The organism is Enterobacter cloacae complex sp. CARB60 (assembly GCF_036487345.1).
Lineage (GTDB): Bacteria > Pseudomonadota > Gammaproteobacteria > Enterobacterales > Enterobacteriaceae > Enterobacter > Enterobacter asburiae_D.
Window position 1 is genome coordinate 3,508,400 of sequence record NZ_JAZKLC010000002.1, and the last position, 15,165, is coordinate 3,523,564.

At 57.8% G+C, this 15,165-nt stretch carries 17 protein-coding genes; 8 read left to right on the forward strand and 9 right to left on the reverse strand.

Annotated elements, in window-relative coordinates; all coding sequences use genetic code 11:
* Nucleotides 1-57: 57 nt before the first annotated feature.
* The 3 genes from V4835_RS17940 to budA are packed head-to-tail and all read right to left on the reverse strand — an operon-like array spanning nucleotide 58 to nucleotide 3,321.
* Nucleotides 58-828, reverse strand: coding sequence for a (S)-acetoin forming diacetyl reductase (locus V4835_RS17940; protein ID WP_080327965.1), 771 nt, complete (start codon nucleotides 826-828; stop codon nucleotides 58-60).
* A gap of 20 nt (nucleotides 829-848) precedes the next feature.
* Nucleotides 849-2,528 (reverse strand): acetolactate synthase AlsS, encoded by a 1,680-nt coding sequence (gene alsS / locus V4835_RS17945; RefSeq protein ID WP_331413084.1) that lies wholly within the window; start codon nucleotides 2,526-2,528, stop codon nucleotides 849-851.
* Between the two features lie 13 nt (nucleotides 2,529-2,541).
* Entirely contained in the window at nucleotides 2,542-3,321 is a 780-nt protein-coding gene (gene budA, locus V4835_RS17950) for an acetolactate decarboxylase (protein ID WP_063145233.1), read from the reverse strand.
* A 105-nt stretch (nucleotides 3,322-3,426) separates the two neighbouring features.
* Here budA and V4835_RS17955 point away from each other — a divergent pair, with 105 nt between their 5' ends.
* Together V4835_RS17955 and V4835_RS17960 are read left to right on the forward strand one after the other, a co-directional pair.
* On the forward strand, nucleotides 3,427-4,308 hold the full coding sequence (locus tag V4835_RS17955) for a LysR family transcriptional regulator (RefSeq protein WP_331413085.1): 882 nt from the start codon (nucleotides 3,427-3,429) through the stop codon (nucleotides 4,306-4,308).
* Nucleotides 4,309-4,376: 68 nt separating this feature from the next.
* Nucleotides 4,377-4,625, forward strand: a complete 249-nt coding sequence (locus V4835_RS17960; RefSeq protein WP_331413086.1) for a hypothetical protein — start codon at nucleotides 4,377-4,379, stop codon at nucleotides 4,623-4,625.
* Between the two features lie 80 nt (nucleotides 4,626-4,705).
* Here the strand turns inward: V4835_RS17960 and gstA are convergent, their stop codons facing one another.
* A complete protein-coding gene (gstA, locus tag V4835_RS17965; RefSeq protein WP_331413088.1) occupies nucleotides 4,706-5,311 on the reverse strand; it encodes a glutathione transferase GstA in 606 nt (201 codons plus the stop codon).
* A 120-nt stretch (nucleotides 5,312-5,431) separates the two neighbouring features.
* Here gstA and V4835_RS17970 point away from each other — a divergent pair, with 120 nt between their 5' ends.
* From V4835_RS17970 to V4835_RS17980, 3 genes are all read left to right on the forward strand, one after another.
* Nucleotides 5,432-6,316, forward strand: a complete 885-nt coding sequence (locus V4835_RS17970) for a LysR family transcriptional regulator (protein WP_331413090.1) — start codon at nucleotides 5,432-5,434, stop codon at nucleotides 6,314-6,316.
* Between the two features lie 507 nt (nucleotides 6,317-6,823).
* A complete protein-coding gene (locus V4835_RS17975; RefSeq protein ID WP_331413091.1) occupies nucleotides 6,824-7,072 on the forward strand; it encodes a hypothetical protein in 249 nt (82 codons plus the stop codon).
* Between the two features lie 111 nt (nucleotides 7,073-7,183).
* Nucleotides 7,184-7,774, forward strand: a complete 591-nt coding sequence (locus V4835_RS17980; RefSeq protein WP_331413093.1) for a hypothetical protein — start codon at nucleotides 7,184-7,186, stop codon at nucleotides 7,772-7,774.
* Between the two features lie 308 nt (nucleotides 7,775-8,082).
* Here the strand turns inward: V4835_RS17980 and cspE are convergent, their stop codons facing one another.
* The gene (gene cspE, locus V4835_RS17985; protein WP_022647355.1) at nucleotides 8,083-8,295 is read right to left on the reverse strand and encodes a transcription antiterminator/RNA stability regulator CspE; all 213 of its coding nucleotides are present in this window, start codon (nucleotides 8,293-8,295) and stop codon (nucleotides 8,083-8,085) included.
* Nucleotides 8,296-8,907: 612 nt separating this feature from the next.
* On the opposite strand from cspE, the gene V4835_RS17990 reads away from it, so the two are divergent.
* Together V4835_RS17990 and V4835_RS17995 are read left to right on the forward strand one after the other, a co-directional pair.
* Nucleotides 8,908-9,363 carry a hypothetical protein gene (locus V4835_RS17990; RefSeq protein WP_331413094.1) on the forward strand — a complete coding sequence of 152 codons (456 nt, stop codon included), beginning with the start codon at nucleotides 8,908-8,910 and terminating at the stop codon, nucleotides 9,361-9,363.
* A gap of 262 nt (nucleotides 9,364-9,625) precedes the next feature.
* Complete coding sequence (locus V4835_RS17995; protein ID WP_063145229.1) at nucleotides 9,626-10,147, forward strand: hypothetical protein; 522 nt, start codon at nucleotides 9,626-9,628, stop codon at nucleotides 10,145-10,147.
* A 162-nt stretch (nucleotides 10,148-10,309) separates the two neighbouring features.
* Here V4835_RS17995 and V4835_RS18000 read toward each other — a convergent pair whose 3' ends face one another.
* Genes V4835_RS18000 through V4835_RS18010 form a run of 3 tightly spaced genes read right to left on the reverse strand, consistent with a single transcriptional unit; the run spans nucleotide 10,310 to nucleotide 13,360 of the window.
* On the reverse strand, nucleotides 10,310-11,173 hold the full coding sequence (locus V4835_RS18000; RefSeq protein ID WP_331413095.1) for an HlyD family secretion protein: 864 nt from the start codon (nucleotides 11,171-11,173) through the stop codon (nucleotides 10,310-10,312).
* Nucleotides 11,170-11,385: a DUF1656 domain-containing protein gene (locus V4835_RS18005; RefSeq protein WP_032662910.1), complete on the reverse strand. Its 216-nt coding sequence runs from the start codon at nucleotides 11,383-11,385 to the stop codon at nucleotides 11,170-11,172. Before V4835_RS18005 ends, V4835_RS18000 begins: the two co-directional genes overlap by 4 nt.
* Entirely contained in the window at nucleotides 11,378-13,360 is a 1,983-nt protein-coding gene (locus V4835_RS18010) for an FUSC family protein (RefSeq protein ID WP_331413096.1), read from the reverse strand. The genes V4835_RS18005 and V4835_RS18010 overlap by 8 nt, the downstream gene beginning before the upstream one ends.
* A 76-nt stretch (nucleotides 13,361-13,436) precedes the next feature.
* Here V4835_RS18010 and V4835_RS18015 point away from each other — a divergent pair, with 76 nt between their 5' ends.
* Nucleotides 13,437-14,231 (forward strand): AraC family transcriptional regulator, encoded by a 795-nt coding sequence (locus V4835_RS18015; RefSeq protein WP_331413097.1) that lies wholly within the window; start codon nucleotides 13,437-13,439, stop codon nucleotides 14,229-14,231.
* Here V4835_RS18015 and V4835_RS18020 read toward each other — a convergent pair.
* Complete coding sequence (locus V4835_RS18020) at nucleotides 14,228-15,118, reverse strand: oxidoreductase (RefSeq protein ID WP_331413098.1); 891 nt, start codon at nucleotides 15,116-15,118, stop codon at nucleotides 14,228-14,230. The two genes, V4835_RS18015 and V4835_RS18020, sit on opposite strands and share 4 nt — an antisense overlap.
* Between the last annotated feature and the right edge of the window lie 47 nt (nucleotides 15,119-15,165).

Genomic DNA, 15,165 nt, shown 5'->3' on the forward strand with positions numbered 1-15,165 from the left:
CAAAAAAAAGCCCCTGCACGGGGGCAGGGGAAAACTCATGTCAGAGCTTATTAGAATTTAATTAAACACCATCCCACCATCAATTAAGAGCGACTGACCGGTCATGTAGTCGGAATCCGGCCCTGCCAGGTATGAGACGCAGGCGGCCACATCTTCCGGCTCGGACAGGCGGCCAAGCGTAATGCGTTTGGCAAAGGTTTCCGTCCCGTAGCCGAGCGGTTTGCCCGCCGCCTCGGAGACCTGACGGTCGATTTCCGCCCACATCGGCGTTTTGACGATGCCCGGGCAGTAGGCGTTAACGGTGATCCCCAGCGGCGCGAGATCCCGTGCCGCGGTCTGGGTTAAGCCGCGCACCGCGAATTTACTGGAGCTGTAGACCGCCAGCTCAGGGTTGCCGGTGTGGCCCGCCTGGGAGCAGGCGTTGATGATCTTGCCGCCGTGCCCCTCTTTGCGGAAGGCGTCAATCGCGGCCTGGATCCCCCAGATCACCCCTTTCACGTTGATGTTGTAAACCTTGTCGACAATCTCCGGCGTGATGGATTCGATAGGCGTAGACGGCGCAATCCCGGCGTTGTTAACGATGACGTTGAAACCGCCCAGCGCGGTGCGCGCTTTCTCCACCGCTGCAAATACCTGCTCGCGATCAGAGACATCGACCTTCACGGCGACGGCGTTGCCGCCGTTACGGATGATTTCATCGGCAACGGCTCTTGCCGTCTCATCGTTATAGTCTGCGATGGCGACGGCAAAGCCGTCTTTCACCAGGCGAAGCGCGATCGCTTTACCAATCCCCTGGCCTGAGCCTGTTACGAGAGCAACTTTTTGCATTTCTCTGTCCTTATGTTGATTCACAAAATCTGGCTGAGATGGAGCTGGCCCATCAGCAGCGGGTTATCGCTGTAGTCGACGGGAATGGCCACTACGGCAGGGCCATCCACATCCATCGCCGCACGCAGCGTCGGTTCCAGCGCCTCGGCGCTCTCCACGGCAAAGCCTTTCGCACCGAAGGCGTCGGCATACGCTTTGAAATCGACCGGGCCGAACTCGACGCCGGAAAGCCGCTGGTATTTTTTCTCTTCCTGAATAGCCACCATGTTGTAGCCGTTATCCACCCAGATGATGTGAAGCACGTTGGCGTTGAGGCGCACCGCGGTTTCCAGCTCCATGCTCGACTGCAGGAAGCCGCCGTCACCGGAGACCGACACCACCTTGCGGCCCGGGTTCACCAGCCACGCGCCAATCGCCCACGGCAGCGCGACGCCCATGGTCTGCTGACCGTTGGAGATCATTACCTGACGCGCCCGGAAGCTGTAGAGGTAGCGGGCGATCCAGATGTGGAAGCTGCCCATATCCACGGTGAGGGTCACGTCGCTGTTCACGATGTCCTGCATGGCGCGCACGATGCGCAGCGGGTGCAGGGCAAACTGGTTGAGCGAGGCGCCGCGGCGATCGAGCAGATCCCGCTGGTGCTGGCGATCGACCAGAATTTCGGAGGCCCGCTGGCTCAGTTCGAGCTTATGGTCGATGCGGTTAGCAAGCAGGTTCAGCGTTTCGGCGATGTCCCCCACCAGCTCCAGATCCGGCACGTAGTTACGCTCTTCATAGGCAGGCAGCACGTCAATGTGCACCAGCGTCGCGTCGCCGCTGTTCCACATGGACGGCTCGTACTCCACCGGGCTGTAGCCAATGCAGATGATCAGGTCCGCCAGATGCAACAGCCGGTCGCCCGCCTGGTTATTGAACAGGCCAACGCGTCCGGCGAAGCGGGTGAAGTGCTCCTGGTTTACCGCCCCGGCGGCCTGATAGGTGCTGGTCACCGGAATACGGCTTTTCTCCAGCAGCTTGCGCAGCGCGGCGCTGTTCGCGGGCTGGCTGGCCATCAGGCCGAGTAAGATGACCGGGTTTTTGGCGTTTTCGATAAGCTTCGCCACGTCGTTAATCGCCGACTCCGGTGCCGGGCCCATCAGCGCCGGGCCGCTGGCGGGTAAAATCGCCCCCGTCGCGGGCTGGTCGACAATATCCTGCGGCAGGCTGACGAACGCGCCCCCCGGCCTGCCGTGCTCGGCGGCGCGAAACGCGTTCGATACCACCTCGGCAATCGCGTCCGGTGAATTGACTTCTACAGCGTATTTGGTGACAGGGCTGAACATGGCAACGGTGTCCATGCTCTGGTGCACCAGCTTGGCTTTATCCGCCCGCTTCACCGCCCCGCCCAGCGCGACCACCGGGTCGCCTTCGCTGTTGGCGGTGGCAATGCCGGTGATCAGGTTGGAGCAGCCCGGCCCGGAGGTGACCAGCGCCACCCCGGCCTTGCCGGTCAACCGCCCTACCGCCGCCGCCATAAACGCCGCGTTGGCCTCGTGGCGTACCGGAACGATCTCAATGGAAGAGTCCAGCAGAGAGTCAAAGACCTTGTCGATTTTCGCACCCGGGATCCCGAACACCTGCTTCACGCCCTGCGCTTCCAACTGGCCGACAACCATATCGGCGCCGTGCGCCCACTGACGTGACTGTTTCTCACTGTTCACGGTAGTTCTCCTGTTAGTTTTCGACGGAACGGATCGCTGCATCAAGATTGCTGGGGTGAAGGTTGGCCTGTAAAAACGCGCTGTCGGCGGGCAGGTCAATCATCAGCTTGTGAATTTCACCGAAGGTGAGCACGCCGCTCTCCAGCTGGTAGTCGAGCAGATGGCCCCCGCCCTGACGGTCGTCGGTGATGAAATGCTCGTGATAGCCCGCCACGTTGATGCCCTGCATGTGCTGCGGGGTGCGGAACCCCACCAGCACCCCTTCGCGCTGGTTAAAGCGGAACACCGGCTGGTCGTCCAGCACGTCGGTCATCGCGCGGTACGGCGGCTTCTGGCGCGGTACGGTGCGGGTGTGGGCGTGGCGGAAATTGCCGTCGATGCGCAGCGCGCAGAACAGGTTGTCGGAGGGGATCTGCTGGTCGATCGCGTCGTGGATCTGCTGACGGCTGACCGGCGCATCGAAGGTGATACGGTACTGCGGCTGGAACCAGGTCATCACCGCGAACGGCGTTTTCTGCTCCGGCTTCGCGGCCCTGGCGCTGCCGTCGGCGCGCAGCTGGTACACCTGGCTGCTGAAGGCAATCATTTCGCCGTCCAGTTCGTTGAAGGTGCCCAAACCAAAATCACCGTGTGCCAGCAGATCGGCGATGGTGGTTTCCCCCTCGTACACGCCGCTTAGCAGGGCGCTCATTAGCGATGTCTGATAGATCACGCTGTCAGGATGCCGGGCGGAAAACCCTCGCAGGGTCTCGCACAGGCTGGCCTCACAGTCGCAGGCAGATGAATGCATCATCACGCTGGTCCTCTTCAACTTTATTTAGAAAGGTTAAATAAATGTTGACCCGATTCAGCAGAGAGTTCCAATATAGAAACCATGCTGGTTTGAGACGTTTTAGATATGGAACTTCGTTATCTGCGGTATTTTGTCGCGGTTGCACGCGAGCGACACTTCACCAGGGCGGCCGAAGCGCTGGGTATTTCACAGCCTCCTCTGAGTCAGCAGATCAAACGGCTCGAAGAGGAAGTGGGCACGCCGCTGTTCAGACGCCTGACGCGGGGCGTGGAGCTGACCGAGGCGGGAGAAGCGTTCTACGAGGATGCCTGCAAGATCCTGGCGCTGAGCGATGCCGCGCTGGAAAAGGCCCGCGGCATCGCGCGCGGGCTGAACGGCAACCTGTCGATTGGCATCACCAGTTCAGATGCCTTTCACCCTAAAATTTTCTCCCTGATTCGCCAGTTTCAGGTGCAGAACATGGCGGTGCAGGTTCACCAGGTGGAAGCCAATATGTCGTCGCTGACGACGATGCTGGCGGAGGGTGAACTGGATATTGCCTTCGTGCGCCTGCCGTGCGAGAGCAGCAAGGCATTCGAGTTAAAAATCCTCGACCGGGAGCCGATGGTGGTGGCGCTGCATCGCGACCATCCGCTGGCGGCGTGCGATTCGCTGGCGTTAGAGCAGCTTCGGGGTACGCCGGTAGTGCTGTTCCCGCAGGAGGTCGCGCCGGGGCTGTACGAACGGGTTCACGGCTGCTGCGAGCGGGCCGGGATTGACGTGCAGCACGCGCTGCAGTCGTCTCAGCTTTCCTCCTCCCTGAGCATGGTTTCTGCGGGCGGCGGGTTCGCGCTGGTGCCGAAATCCATGGCGGCCATTTCACCGCCGAACGTGACCTATCATGCGCTGAGCTCGCCGGAGCTTTATACCGATATCGCGCTCTGCTGGCGGCGTTTTGAACGTTCGCGGACGGTAAAGCGGTTTTTGACGATGATGAGCGAGGGATGACAAGGACGAGAGATGCTGAATCTATGCTGGCAAGATGCCTTGAAATACCCTGAACAATGGAGGTTTAGATGACTATACGAGCTATTGCTTTGTTGCTCATACTCGGTGCATTTGCTGTAAATGCTGCCGATGGCGGTAATGGTGGGGATGGCGGAAACGGTTCGGATGGCACCCTCTCAGCTCCGGGCCGTGCAGGTTGTCCGGGCGGAACAGATCCGGACGCGTCGGGAAAATTTTATCTTCCAGGAACAAAACAGCAATGCAATCCTGGGAAGCAGGATGCCGTGAAAAGCGCCAGGCAATCAGATGCAGAGTGACAGTATGCTAACCCATCCTGACTCCACATCCTCATTTGCCTCCTGCTTCAGGCATTAATACCGCGCCGGAACACGCAGAACTAGACTTTAGCCTCCGCACGTAATGCGGCCTGCGCGGCGGGACGGGCACTGATTTTTTCCCTGTACGCCAGCAGCGCGGGCCAGTCGTTGAGTTCAATTGAGAAGAACGTGCACCATCCCAGCACGGTGAAAAGATAGGCATCCGACACGCTGAAAGACGCTCCCATAAGATAAGCGCTTGTGGAGAGCGTTTCCTGAAGAAAATCGAACCGCCTGAACAGCTTCTCGCGAAAAATAGTTTTGGCCTCTTCGGGCAGCGCACGATTGAAAAGAGGTGCCGATCCCGCGTGTATTTCGCTGGTGATAAAGTTTAGCCATTCCTGAAGCCGCACTCGCTCCCAGCTGTCTGCACGCGGTGCCAGCCCACTTTCTGGCTTGAGGTCTGCCAGGTACTGCAAAATGGCTGGCCCCTCGGTCAGGATATTTCCGTCATCCAGTTCAAGCGCAGCGACATACCCTTTAGGGTTGATGGTCAGGAAGTCGCGCCCGTCAGCGGTAAGCTTGCTCCTGTTGTCCACTTTAACCAGCTCAAACTCAATCGCCAGTTCGCGAAGCACGATATGGGGCGAGAGTGAGCAGGTGTCCGGGGCGTAATAGAGTTTCATAATCTCTCCGTTAAAGCTGTTAAGTGGTGACGATTCGGTTTGAATACACTGTGCTTAAAGCCACTCTCACTGTAAAATTAATGATTCATAAATTAACTATTAGCTGAGCTACTGATATACATGATGAATCTTATGCACTGGCGCCTGCTGGTTGCAGTGGCCGATGCCAGTAATATTTCGCGTGCCGCTGAAGAGGTCGGCATGACGCAGTCGGGTGCCAGCCAGGCGATTGCTCAGTTAGAGGCCTCATTAGGATTTGCGGTATTCACGCGAGAGCGACGCCACGTCGGCGTAACGTCGCTGGGTGAGCGGGTTGTCAAAGAAGCAAGGAGTATGCTGGCGCGACTGGACGCCATCCGTGTACTGGCGGATGAGAGCCGGGGGCTGAGTGGCGGGCGTATTCGTCTTGCCAGTTTTCCTTCGGTGACATCCACATTTTTGCCCGGACTGCTGCGGGATTTTAAGCGCCTGCATCCTGAAATCGAGGTGGTCGTACTCGAAGGGACGGACCAGGAAGTCGAAGAGTGGCTGGCGGCAGATACGGTTGATCTGGGCGTGGTCATGAATCCTGTTCCCGGACGCGCGGATACGATCTTAGGACAGGATGCATGGGTCGCTGTGTTGCCAGCCAGTCACCGTCAGGCTCGTTATGCACGTACGCGCGGCATCACCCTTGAGGAACTGGCAGACCAGCCCTTCGTGCTCGCCACAGGCGGTTGTGTCGTCAATGGAAAAAGCCTGATGGAACAGGCTGGTTTGCAACTGTCGGACGTGCGGGTGACCGTCCGCGACTGGATCAGCGCCTGCCTACTGGTACGCGAAGGCATGGGTGTCGCGCTGATACCTGAATCCGCCCTGCCGGAAGAATTACGCGGCTTGTACGTCGTGCCCGTGACGCCTGCACTCTGCCGGGAATTTGGGCTGGTTTGTTCGCAGGCGGGCAAATCTTCCCGCGCGACACAGGCGTTATTAGAAGGGTTGCTCAAAATGAAAAGGTCTGCGTGAAGGAGTAACCATGGTGCAAAGTGTGCCCGGCGGCGCTGCGCTTGCACGGGCCTACGGTTCGTGTCGCGGGTAGGTTGGTTGGCTGTTTTGTAGGCCGGTTAAGGCGTAGCCGCCACCCGGCAATGCCCTTCTGGAAGCCGCCTCGCAAACCTGCAAGCAACCTTATGTAAGGGGACTCCCTTTTCATCCCTTCTTCGCGGTCGTAAGTGCCTGCGTTGCGGCACATCCGTAACCGGGCGTCGGAACCCGTTAGCATAACATGACGTTTTTTTAGACAAAGAGGATGCTAAATGGCGACTACTCCTGGATTTTCTTACGCGCTCTCTGAGGAAAGCGCTGTTCATCACCTCATCAACACTTCAATTTCCGATTCTGCGGATCTCTTCGAACTGGCCGATGCCTGTACTGCGTGTGTCAGCGTGCTGGTGGAAACAGACGACGCAGTGACGTTTGCTACGCTCTGTAAGCGATTGCTGGCTGCGCTTAAGCGACTGCGGGAGTGCTGTGATGCTGAACTTCCGCCGTATCTGTTTGAGGGTGCTCAGTGACGATGAAATTCTTTATTGGTTTGCGGAGATTGCCGTAGCGGGGCTGGCCTCAACTTATGCAGCAAACCATTCATCTGAACAAGAATTCAGAGAGGTTTATTTCAGAAGGCAATATAGTTTAATGCTCTCTATCAAGCCTGAATGGGCAACAAGAAAGCGTAAAGAAATCACTGAGCTTCTCCATTCGCAAAGAAGCGAACGTCGTTAACCCAACCGACTCGTTACATTTACTGCCCTCTTCCCCTATCTTTTCCTGGTAATTGCCTGCGACATACCATCTGTTATTCTGGCTGGACGTAAGGGATGACAAGGAAGTGAAATGCTTAACCCTGGATTCGTTACCCGCAAAGCGCTTGCTCAGTGGCAGGATGTTCCCGCTTTTCTCCCCCAATTCCAGTTTCATGAAAAACATCGAGCGGTCATTTACACTTCCAGGCCTGAAAATATTCTGCCGTTGATTGCCAACTTTGACGTCCAGCAAGACCCCGTCATTCGGCGGCTGATGTCATTGCGGCAATTACCGCAGAAATTTCTGCACAATCAGCAGGCTAACTCGACGGGCAACTTTGGGCTGCACAGTTTTACTCTGTTGAACAGCTCAGCATCCGAGCTCTGCTATGGCTTAAGAGGGCAATTCTGGCGGATAGATTTTGGTCTGGAAAATGCGCCCGATGCGATTGCTTTTCAGGCACCCGCCGCGCCGGACAGCGCAAAACTGTTGCTGCGCTACCAGGTAGCGGAACTGGCGCCAGGTCAACATGAACTCTGTACTGAGACCTTCGTCTACTGTCCGGACAAACGTACTCAACTCAAAATGGCGGCCTACTGGCTGGCAATACGGGCAGGGAGCGGCTTGATCCGTAAAAGGACGCTGGAGGCTGTCAGGTCGAATGTTGAAAATCAGAAGTGAGGGATTCCTGCGAACTGCCTGAACACTGGGGGTTATGATGACTACACGAGTTATTGCATTTTTGCTCATACTCGGCGCATTTGCTGTAAATGCTGCTGATGGCGTTTTGAACGCTCGCGAACGGTGAAGCGGATTTGAGGCTGAATTTGAAGGGAATATGGGCAAGCTGCTTTATAAAACTCAGGTGCCATTACCCTTTAAAAATAAAAAACCCGCACAGGTGCGGGTTAATTTTTTATCAGTATAGCTTAACTGCTCGGACTATTGTCTTCATCGCTATCGTACGCCACACTGATATTTAGCGCGGCTTACAGTGGAGAAACATTTCCAGCTGCAGGACCTTTTGCGCCATTCTCAATGGTAAAGGAAACTTTCTGACCTTCATCAAGCGTTTTGAAGTTGTCGCTCTGAATAGCAGAGAAGTGTACGAATACATCTTTGCTGCCGTCGTCAGGAGTGATAAAGCCAAAACCTTTATCTGCGTTGAACCATTTTACTAAACCAGTCATTTTATTAGACATAGATAAATCCTTAATTTATGAGCCACATAAGCGTGGCGATGATGGCCTGTATTTCGAGAGTTACTTATTTGGCACTTAGGAGGAGGCTCACGAAGAAGGAGTATCTAAGGATAACACCTGAACTGAGGACTGCTTTACTAAAACTGCTTTCATAAGGTCTGTATTTCAAACCGATGACGCTATTAAGACACAGCGAAATTTATTGCGCAATGATTATTATTATTTATTTTAACCATTTAAACGCCCGGATGGCTGTTCGCGGTGTCAGACATCGTTCTGGCTTGAGGTCTACCAGGTACTGCAAAATGGCTACGCTTTCACTCTGAAAGGGAGTTTGGGCCGCTTTGTTCGGCGGGGGAAATCTTCCCCGGCGGCGCTACGCTTGCGCGGGCCTACGGTTCGGTTTTGTAGGCCGGGTAAGGCGTAGCCGCCACCCGGCAATGCCCTTCTGGAAGCCGCCTCGCAATCCTGCAAGCAACCTTATGTAAATCAGGGGACTCCCTTTTCATCCCTTCTTCGCGGTCGTAAAGTGCCTGCGTTGCGGCACGTCCGTAACCGGGCGTAGGAACCCGTTAGCATTACATGACATTTTTCGGACAAAGAGGATGCTAAATGGCTACTACCCCTAAATTTTCTTACGTGCTCTCTGAGGAAAGCGCTGTTCATCACCTCATCAACCATTCAATTTCCGACTCTGCGGATCTCTTCGAACTGGCCGATGCCTGCACCGCTTATGTGAGCGTGTTGGTGGAAACTGACGACGCAGTGACGTTTGCCACGCTCTGTAAGCGATTGCTGGCGGCTCTGAAACGACTGCGCGAGTGCTGTGACTCGGAACTTCCGCCGTATCTGGTTGAACAGTTGGTTGCGGGGGAAAAGATTACCTCCTGCGTGCCGGACTGCGGGCAAGAGACGACGCTGCAGGTGGACTATGCCATGGCGTTAACGCTAGCGGTGATGGGCGGGACATTGCCTGCAAGCGTGGTGAAAGAACTCACCGGGCTGCTGCATGATATGGTCTGGCTGCTGGCGGAGTTTGTGAAGGAGCCGTATATCACGGCGCACTGAGGCGGGTGATGGGAGCCGGAATCCTGCTGGGTAGAAGCATGGTTCCGGCCTTACGCTAACGTTGAATGTCTGCTAAGAGCGTGAAACGGACGGTACTCTACTGATTGAACCACAATCTGGTGAGGCGTCGTATGTAGCTCAAATAACCGCTCATGAAAGTCTTTTTTTTGCCGATATAACAGGGATGTTTATGTACTGAAGTTAAGTATGTTTCTTTATTGACTGTGATAAAGACATAGTTTTTATTAAATAGGGAATAATGATGATTAGAATTTTAGGTCTTATATTTTTGTTACTTACGGCAGGGTGTTCAACGCCTGGAAAACCAGCTTTCTATTATACCTGGACACAGTACAAAACCGGTGTTGAAGTGATGCTGGTCAATGAACCGCAGTACAAAGATGGTTTTGATGGAATTCTTCGCCTTGACGATAAAGGCAAATACGCAGTAATGGCTATATACAACGGTGGGGATATGTCGAGTCACTTCGGATATGTCACCAAGGACAGTCTCGAAAGTTGGATAACCATGTACACTGACTTTTTAAAATGGGATCCGCAAAATCCAGCACAGCCGACAAAATTCACTATTCTGGATAATCTTTCGTGGACCCATAAAGACTACGATGTTGAGTATCGATTTGTGAACGGTAAAAAGCTATTTGTTATCAATAAGCACAGTACTGGAAACTGGTTTGTGGACTTCTCAGAGCTCTCCATGGATGAAGCCAATGTCGCAAAGCTGACTAATGTCTATATCGATTTGAGACAGAAGCTGAAATAGCCAGTCAGCAGCCCTCGACTGAGCCTCATTTGGAGGTTTTCCGTGACTGGCAGAAGTAATCTAATCGTCTGCATTGTACCTCTTCGGTGAATGCAATGCAGACTTAGCAATGTCCACTTCTGGCACAAAACAGACATTCATACTCACATCTCTTCACCTTACCTACCGCCCCACCGCCACGCTCGCCGACAGCCCCGCCACCAGCTCAACCCCCTCAGGCAACCTGTCGATATGAATGCGCACCGGCACGCGCTGTGCCAGCCGGACCCAGCTAAAGGTGGGCTCGACGTCGGGCAGACCCAGCCCGCCCGTTTCGTCGTTGCTATCCCCGATCCCATGCCCAATGCTCTCCACGTGCCCCGTGATGACCGGCTCGTACCCCATCAGCACCACCTGCGCGGCATCCCCGACGCGAATATGGCGCAGCTTGGTCTCCTCAAAGTACCCCACCACCCAGAAGCTGTGGGCATCGACGATGGCAACCTTTGTCTCCCCCGCCGTCGCGTAGTCTCCGGGCCGCAGCCGCAGGTGCGTAACGTACCCCGAAACGGGCGCACGGACGGTGGCGTGCGCCAGATTAAGCTCTGCCAGCTCCAGCGCGGCCAGCGCGCCGTGATAGTTGGCCGCCGCGACGTTCGCCGCGCTGCCGGTTTGCTGTAAGTCCTCGCTCGAAATGGCGTTTTTAATCAGCGTGCGGCGATGGGCCGCATCCTGGCGCATCAGCATCTCATGGCGTTTCGACTCGACGTCCGCCTGCGCGCTGACCACCGCCAGCTTAAGCCAGCGCGAATCGATGGTGTAGAGCACATCGCCCCGGTTCACCCACTGGTTGTCCCGCACGGCCACGCTGATGACGGGCCCGGAGACGTCCGGCGCAATCTGCACCACGTCCGCCCGCACGCGGCCGTCGCGGGTCCACGGCGTTTGTGCGTAGTGTTTCCACATCATAAACGCCAGAAGCGTGGCAGCTGCGCCCGCGCTTAACGTCAGCGCATAGCGAGCCAGTAAAGAGAGCAGTGATTTCATGACAATAACCCCAACGCGGTCAGGCCCTGCATCAGCAGGAAAAAGGTGACAATCCAGGTTGAAACATCCATCAGCGGGCGAAACGGCAAGCGCCGGTAGAGCCTGCTGAGAGAGAAAAGCGCGACGAGGCTCAGCGTGCAGACCAGCGCCGCGAGGGCGACCGTCAGCAGCCCCGGAATAAAAACGCCGCCGATATTGAGATCGTTAACCATGGTCTGGCCCCCGTAATGCACAGTGCAGATCCACCAGCCTGAAGACCAACTGGCGCGTATGTTCATCTGCCGCAGGCAGATGGCGCTCGATAAGGGTGGCGATGCGCTCGCGTAAGGCGTGGCGGTCTGCGGCGTTTATCCGATGAAAAAGCGCGTCAATTTCCCTGCCGGGCGATGCGTCACCGCGGCGTAAATGCATAACCGAAAGTCCCAGGCGCAGCGCGTGCAGCAGCCGATCGAGCGCCTGCTCCGGCGCGCGCTCGCTGCGCTGCAGGCGCGGCAGCAACAGGGCGGTTCGGTCCATCATCAGGTTGATCCAGTGCGTTTCATCAACCCGCAGCGTGCCCTTCACGCTGCGGCGAATGTCGCGCTGGCAGAGGTTCAGCAGACGCGTGATGGCACCATCCGCCTGCACGGTTTGCAGCAGGCTCATGCTGATGACGGCAAAGCCGGTGGCGGCAAATAGCGCGATGGCGGTGTTGGCCGCAACGGCGAAGTCTCCGCTGTAGCGCGCGCCCAGCTCGCACAGAATGGGCAACGTCAGGGTAATCCCCATCGCCATAAACGTGGTGGGCGGACGCGCCTGAAGCGACCCGGCCAGCAGATACGCCGGGGCAAGCACCGCTACCAGCACCGGGAAATCGCTCACCAGCGGCAGCAGCGCAAAGCTGTAGAACAGGCTAATAACCACGCCCCAGAATGAGCCAATGATGTATTTCACGATGTGCGGCGCCGGGGTATCGAAGCTGCCAAACAGCGTGCAGCAGACCCCCAGGATAGACACCGCCGTGCCGCCATCCGGCCACGCTGAGAAGATCCAGACCAGACAGCCGCTCAGGATGATGGCGAAAGCCCCCAGCGCCGTGCGGGCGGCGGTAAGAGGGTCGCGGTGGAAAACGTAGCCTTTCGCCGCGCGGGTTTGCATCTCCCCAAAGACGGGTTTGGCGTGGAGGATAGCCCCGGAAAGACGTTCGCACTGCTGCAGAAGAGCGATAGCCTCCGAGAGGTAGCGAATAAAACTGACCTGCAGCGCGTCGTCAAACGTCTGCGCCTGCGCGGCATACCGATCGATGAGAAGCGCACAGCGGAGCCGTAACGGCTCCGCCGTGCTGCTGGCACCTTCGCCTTCAGCGGCCAGCCAGGCCTGAACGTCCTCCAGCAATGCCTGCACGTCGGCGGGCAGGGTTCCGATCGCCGGCAGGCGATCGTGCAGTTCACAGTTGACGATAACCAGCCGCGCCAGCCGATCGTGAATCGCTTTTCTGGCCTGCCGCACCGGGGCTGAAAGGGCAAAATCGTACGGAATATGGTGGCTGATGCCCTGCAGGAACTGCAGCGCCAGGGCCAGATGCAGGGGTCCGGAATCCGCATCGGGTTTACCCACTAAAGTATCCGCCACCCGCCCGCGCGCGGCCTGTAGCGTCTGGGATAATTTCGCGTTGAACAGCCCTGATACGCGCGCGGGCAGCACGTAGCGGTGAATCAGCGCCGCGCAGAAAATCCCAATCGCGATCTCCTGCACGCGGACAATGGCGACGTTAAAAATGCCGCCGGGATCGGACACCGCAGGAAAGCCAATCAGGCTCGCGGTGTAGCCCGCCAGCACGAAGGCGTAGGCCCGGGGCGTGCGCTCCAGCAGGGAGAGCCACAGGCAGAACGCGATCCAGCCCGTCAGCACCGCGCTGCACAGGACTGGCGTATTCGCGAAGGTGGGCACAATCAGAACGGTCGCGCTGGCACCTACCACGGTACCGGCCAGCCGGTAGAGGCTTCTGCTCAGCGATGCCCCAACCGACGTCTGCGACACGATGTAAACCGTAATAATCGCCCACGAAGGACGTTCAAGGCCGATCGACAGCGCGAGGTAATAAGCCAGCATCGCCGCGGCAAAACTCTTCGCGGCGTAGATCAGCGCGCCCGCATCGCTTCGCAGCGCGGCGGGGAGACGCACGGGATGAGAGAAGATGTTTTTCATGCCGGGATTATTACCGGCTTGCAGACCCGCTTAAATACTCTATTCTGTCAAAAAATACCTAAATGTTGCCAGAATCGTGAAGCCTCAATCTGCCACTACGCTGTATGACCCCGACTCTACCGCCAGCCCGGCGGTGGCGCGTCATCTGGACTTCGTGGACTACGCCGCGGAAGTACCGGTACATACCCACCGCAAGGGGCAGCTGATTATTGCCCGATACGGTGCGGTCAGCTGTTACGCGGAGAATGACATCTGGATCGTACCGCCGGACTGCGCCGTCTGGATCCCCGGCGGGATCCCGCACAGCGCCAAAGCGACCTGGAACGCGCATCTCAACTATCTGTTTATTGAGCCCGGCGCGGCGACGCTGCCGGAGAGATGCTGCACGCTGGCGATCTCGCCGCTGATTAAGGAGCTGGTCGATCGTCTGACGCGCGAAGGCGTGGATTATCCCCCCGACGGCCACGTCGCCAGGCTGACCCGGGTCACGCTTGACGAGCTCGCCAGCATGCCGCAGCAGAAGCTGAGCCTGCCGGTCTCGGCCGATCCGAAAATTCGCGCCATGGCCGACGCGCTGGTTACCCGTCCTGAAGACAGAAGCACCCTGAAGGACTGGGCGAAACGGCTCGCCCTCAGCGAGCGTTCGTTTGCCCGCCTGATGCAGCGCGAGACCGGGCTGAGCTTCGGGCGATGGCGCCAGCAGCTGCATTTGATTATTGCCCTGCGGGAGCTGGCAAGCGGCGTGCCCGTCCAGAACGTGGCGGCAACGCTCGGGTACGAATCCGTGAATGCGTTTATCACCATGTTCCGAAAAGCGATGGGCAGCACGCCCGCCCACTACTTCGCAGAACGGAAAAACAGCGGCCGTTAGCCCGGCCCCTCGCTCCCCGCCGCCAGCAGCGGCACCACCACGTCGCTGATGGGCACCGCAATCCCGTGCCTGCGGCCGTAGCGCCGGATCACGCCGTTACGGATATCCCACTCCATCGGGCGATCCGCCTGACGGTCGGCAAGGATCGACGTGCCCAGATCCTCAGGCGCACGCTGGAAGTTTGCCAGGATCTCCTGCGCCACCGCATCGTCCAGCTTTGCCCCCTCGGCGCGGGCGACGGCGAGCCCCTCGCGCAAGTAGGCCAGCGCAAGCTCGCTGATATCCTCGCGCCTGAACATTCCGGCGCGGCGGTTGGCCAGCACCATCAGCCCTGCGGCCGCGTTTTGCAGCAGCTTGCGCCAGGCGACGGTGGCGAAATCTGTCGAGAGCTCAACCGTACAGCGCGTATCATGAAGCGCCTCCACCACCCGCTGCGCCTGCGGCACGTCCGGCAGCGTCAGGCGCGGCTTCGCCCGCAGCCACACGGAGGCATCCGGCTCGCGCTGGGCCGGGAACCAGACTACCGACGGCAGCACCGTCGCGCCGTTAACCCACGCCTCAAGCTGGGCTTTTTGCTCCACGCCGTTTTGCAGCGCGCAGACCACGGTGTGTTCATCGCACAGGGCCCGCAGCCATCCGGCGCTGTCGGCATTTTGCGTCGTTTTTACCGCCACAAAAACGAGATCGACAGGGCGGGTGATGACGGCCGGATCGGTCAATACCGGGCCGGGCACCACCGTTTCACCCTCGTCGTGGCGCAGGCGTAATGCCGGGTGCGCGGTGCGTCCGCACAATAGCGGCGTACGGCCCGCGTCATGCAGCACCGCGGCGATGGTGGTCCCAATTGCGCCAGGCCCAATCAGCGCAATGGTTGGATAGTCAGACATGAATCACTCCCCTTTTGCTAAGCCTGCTATCAGTTATACCACCCTGA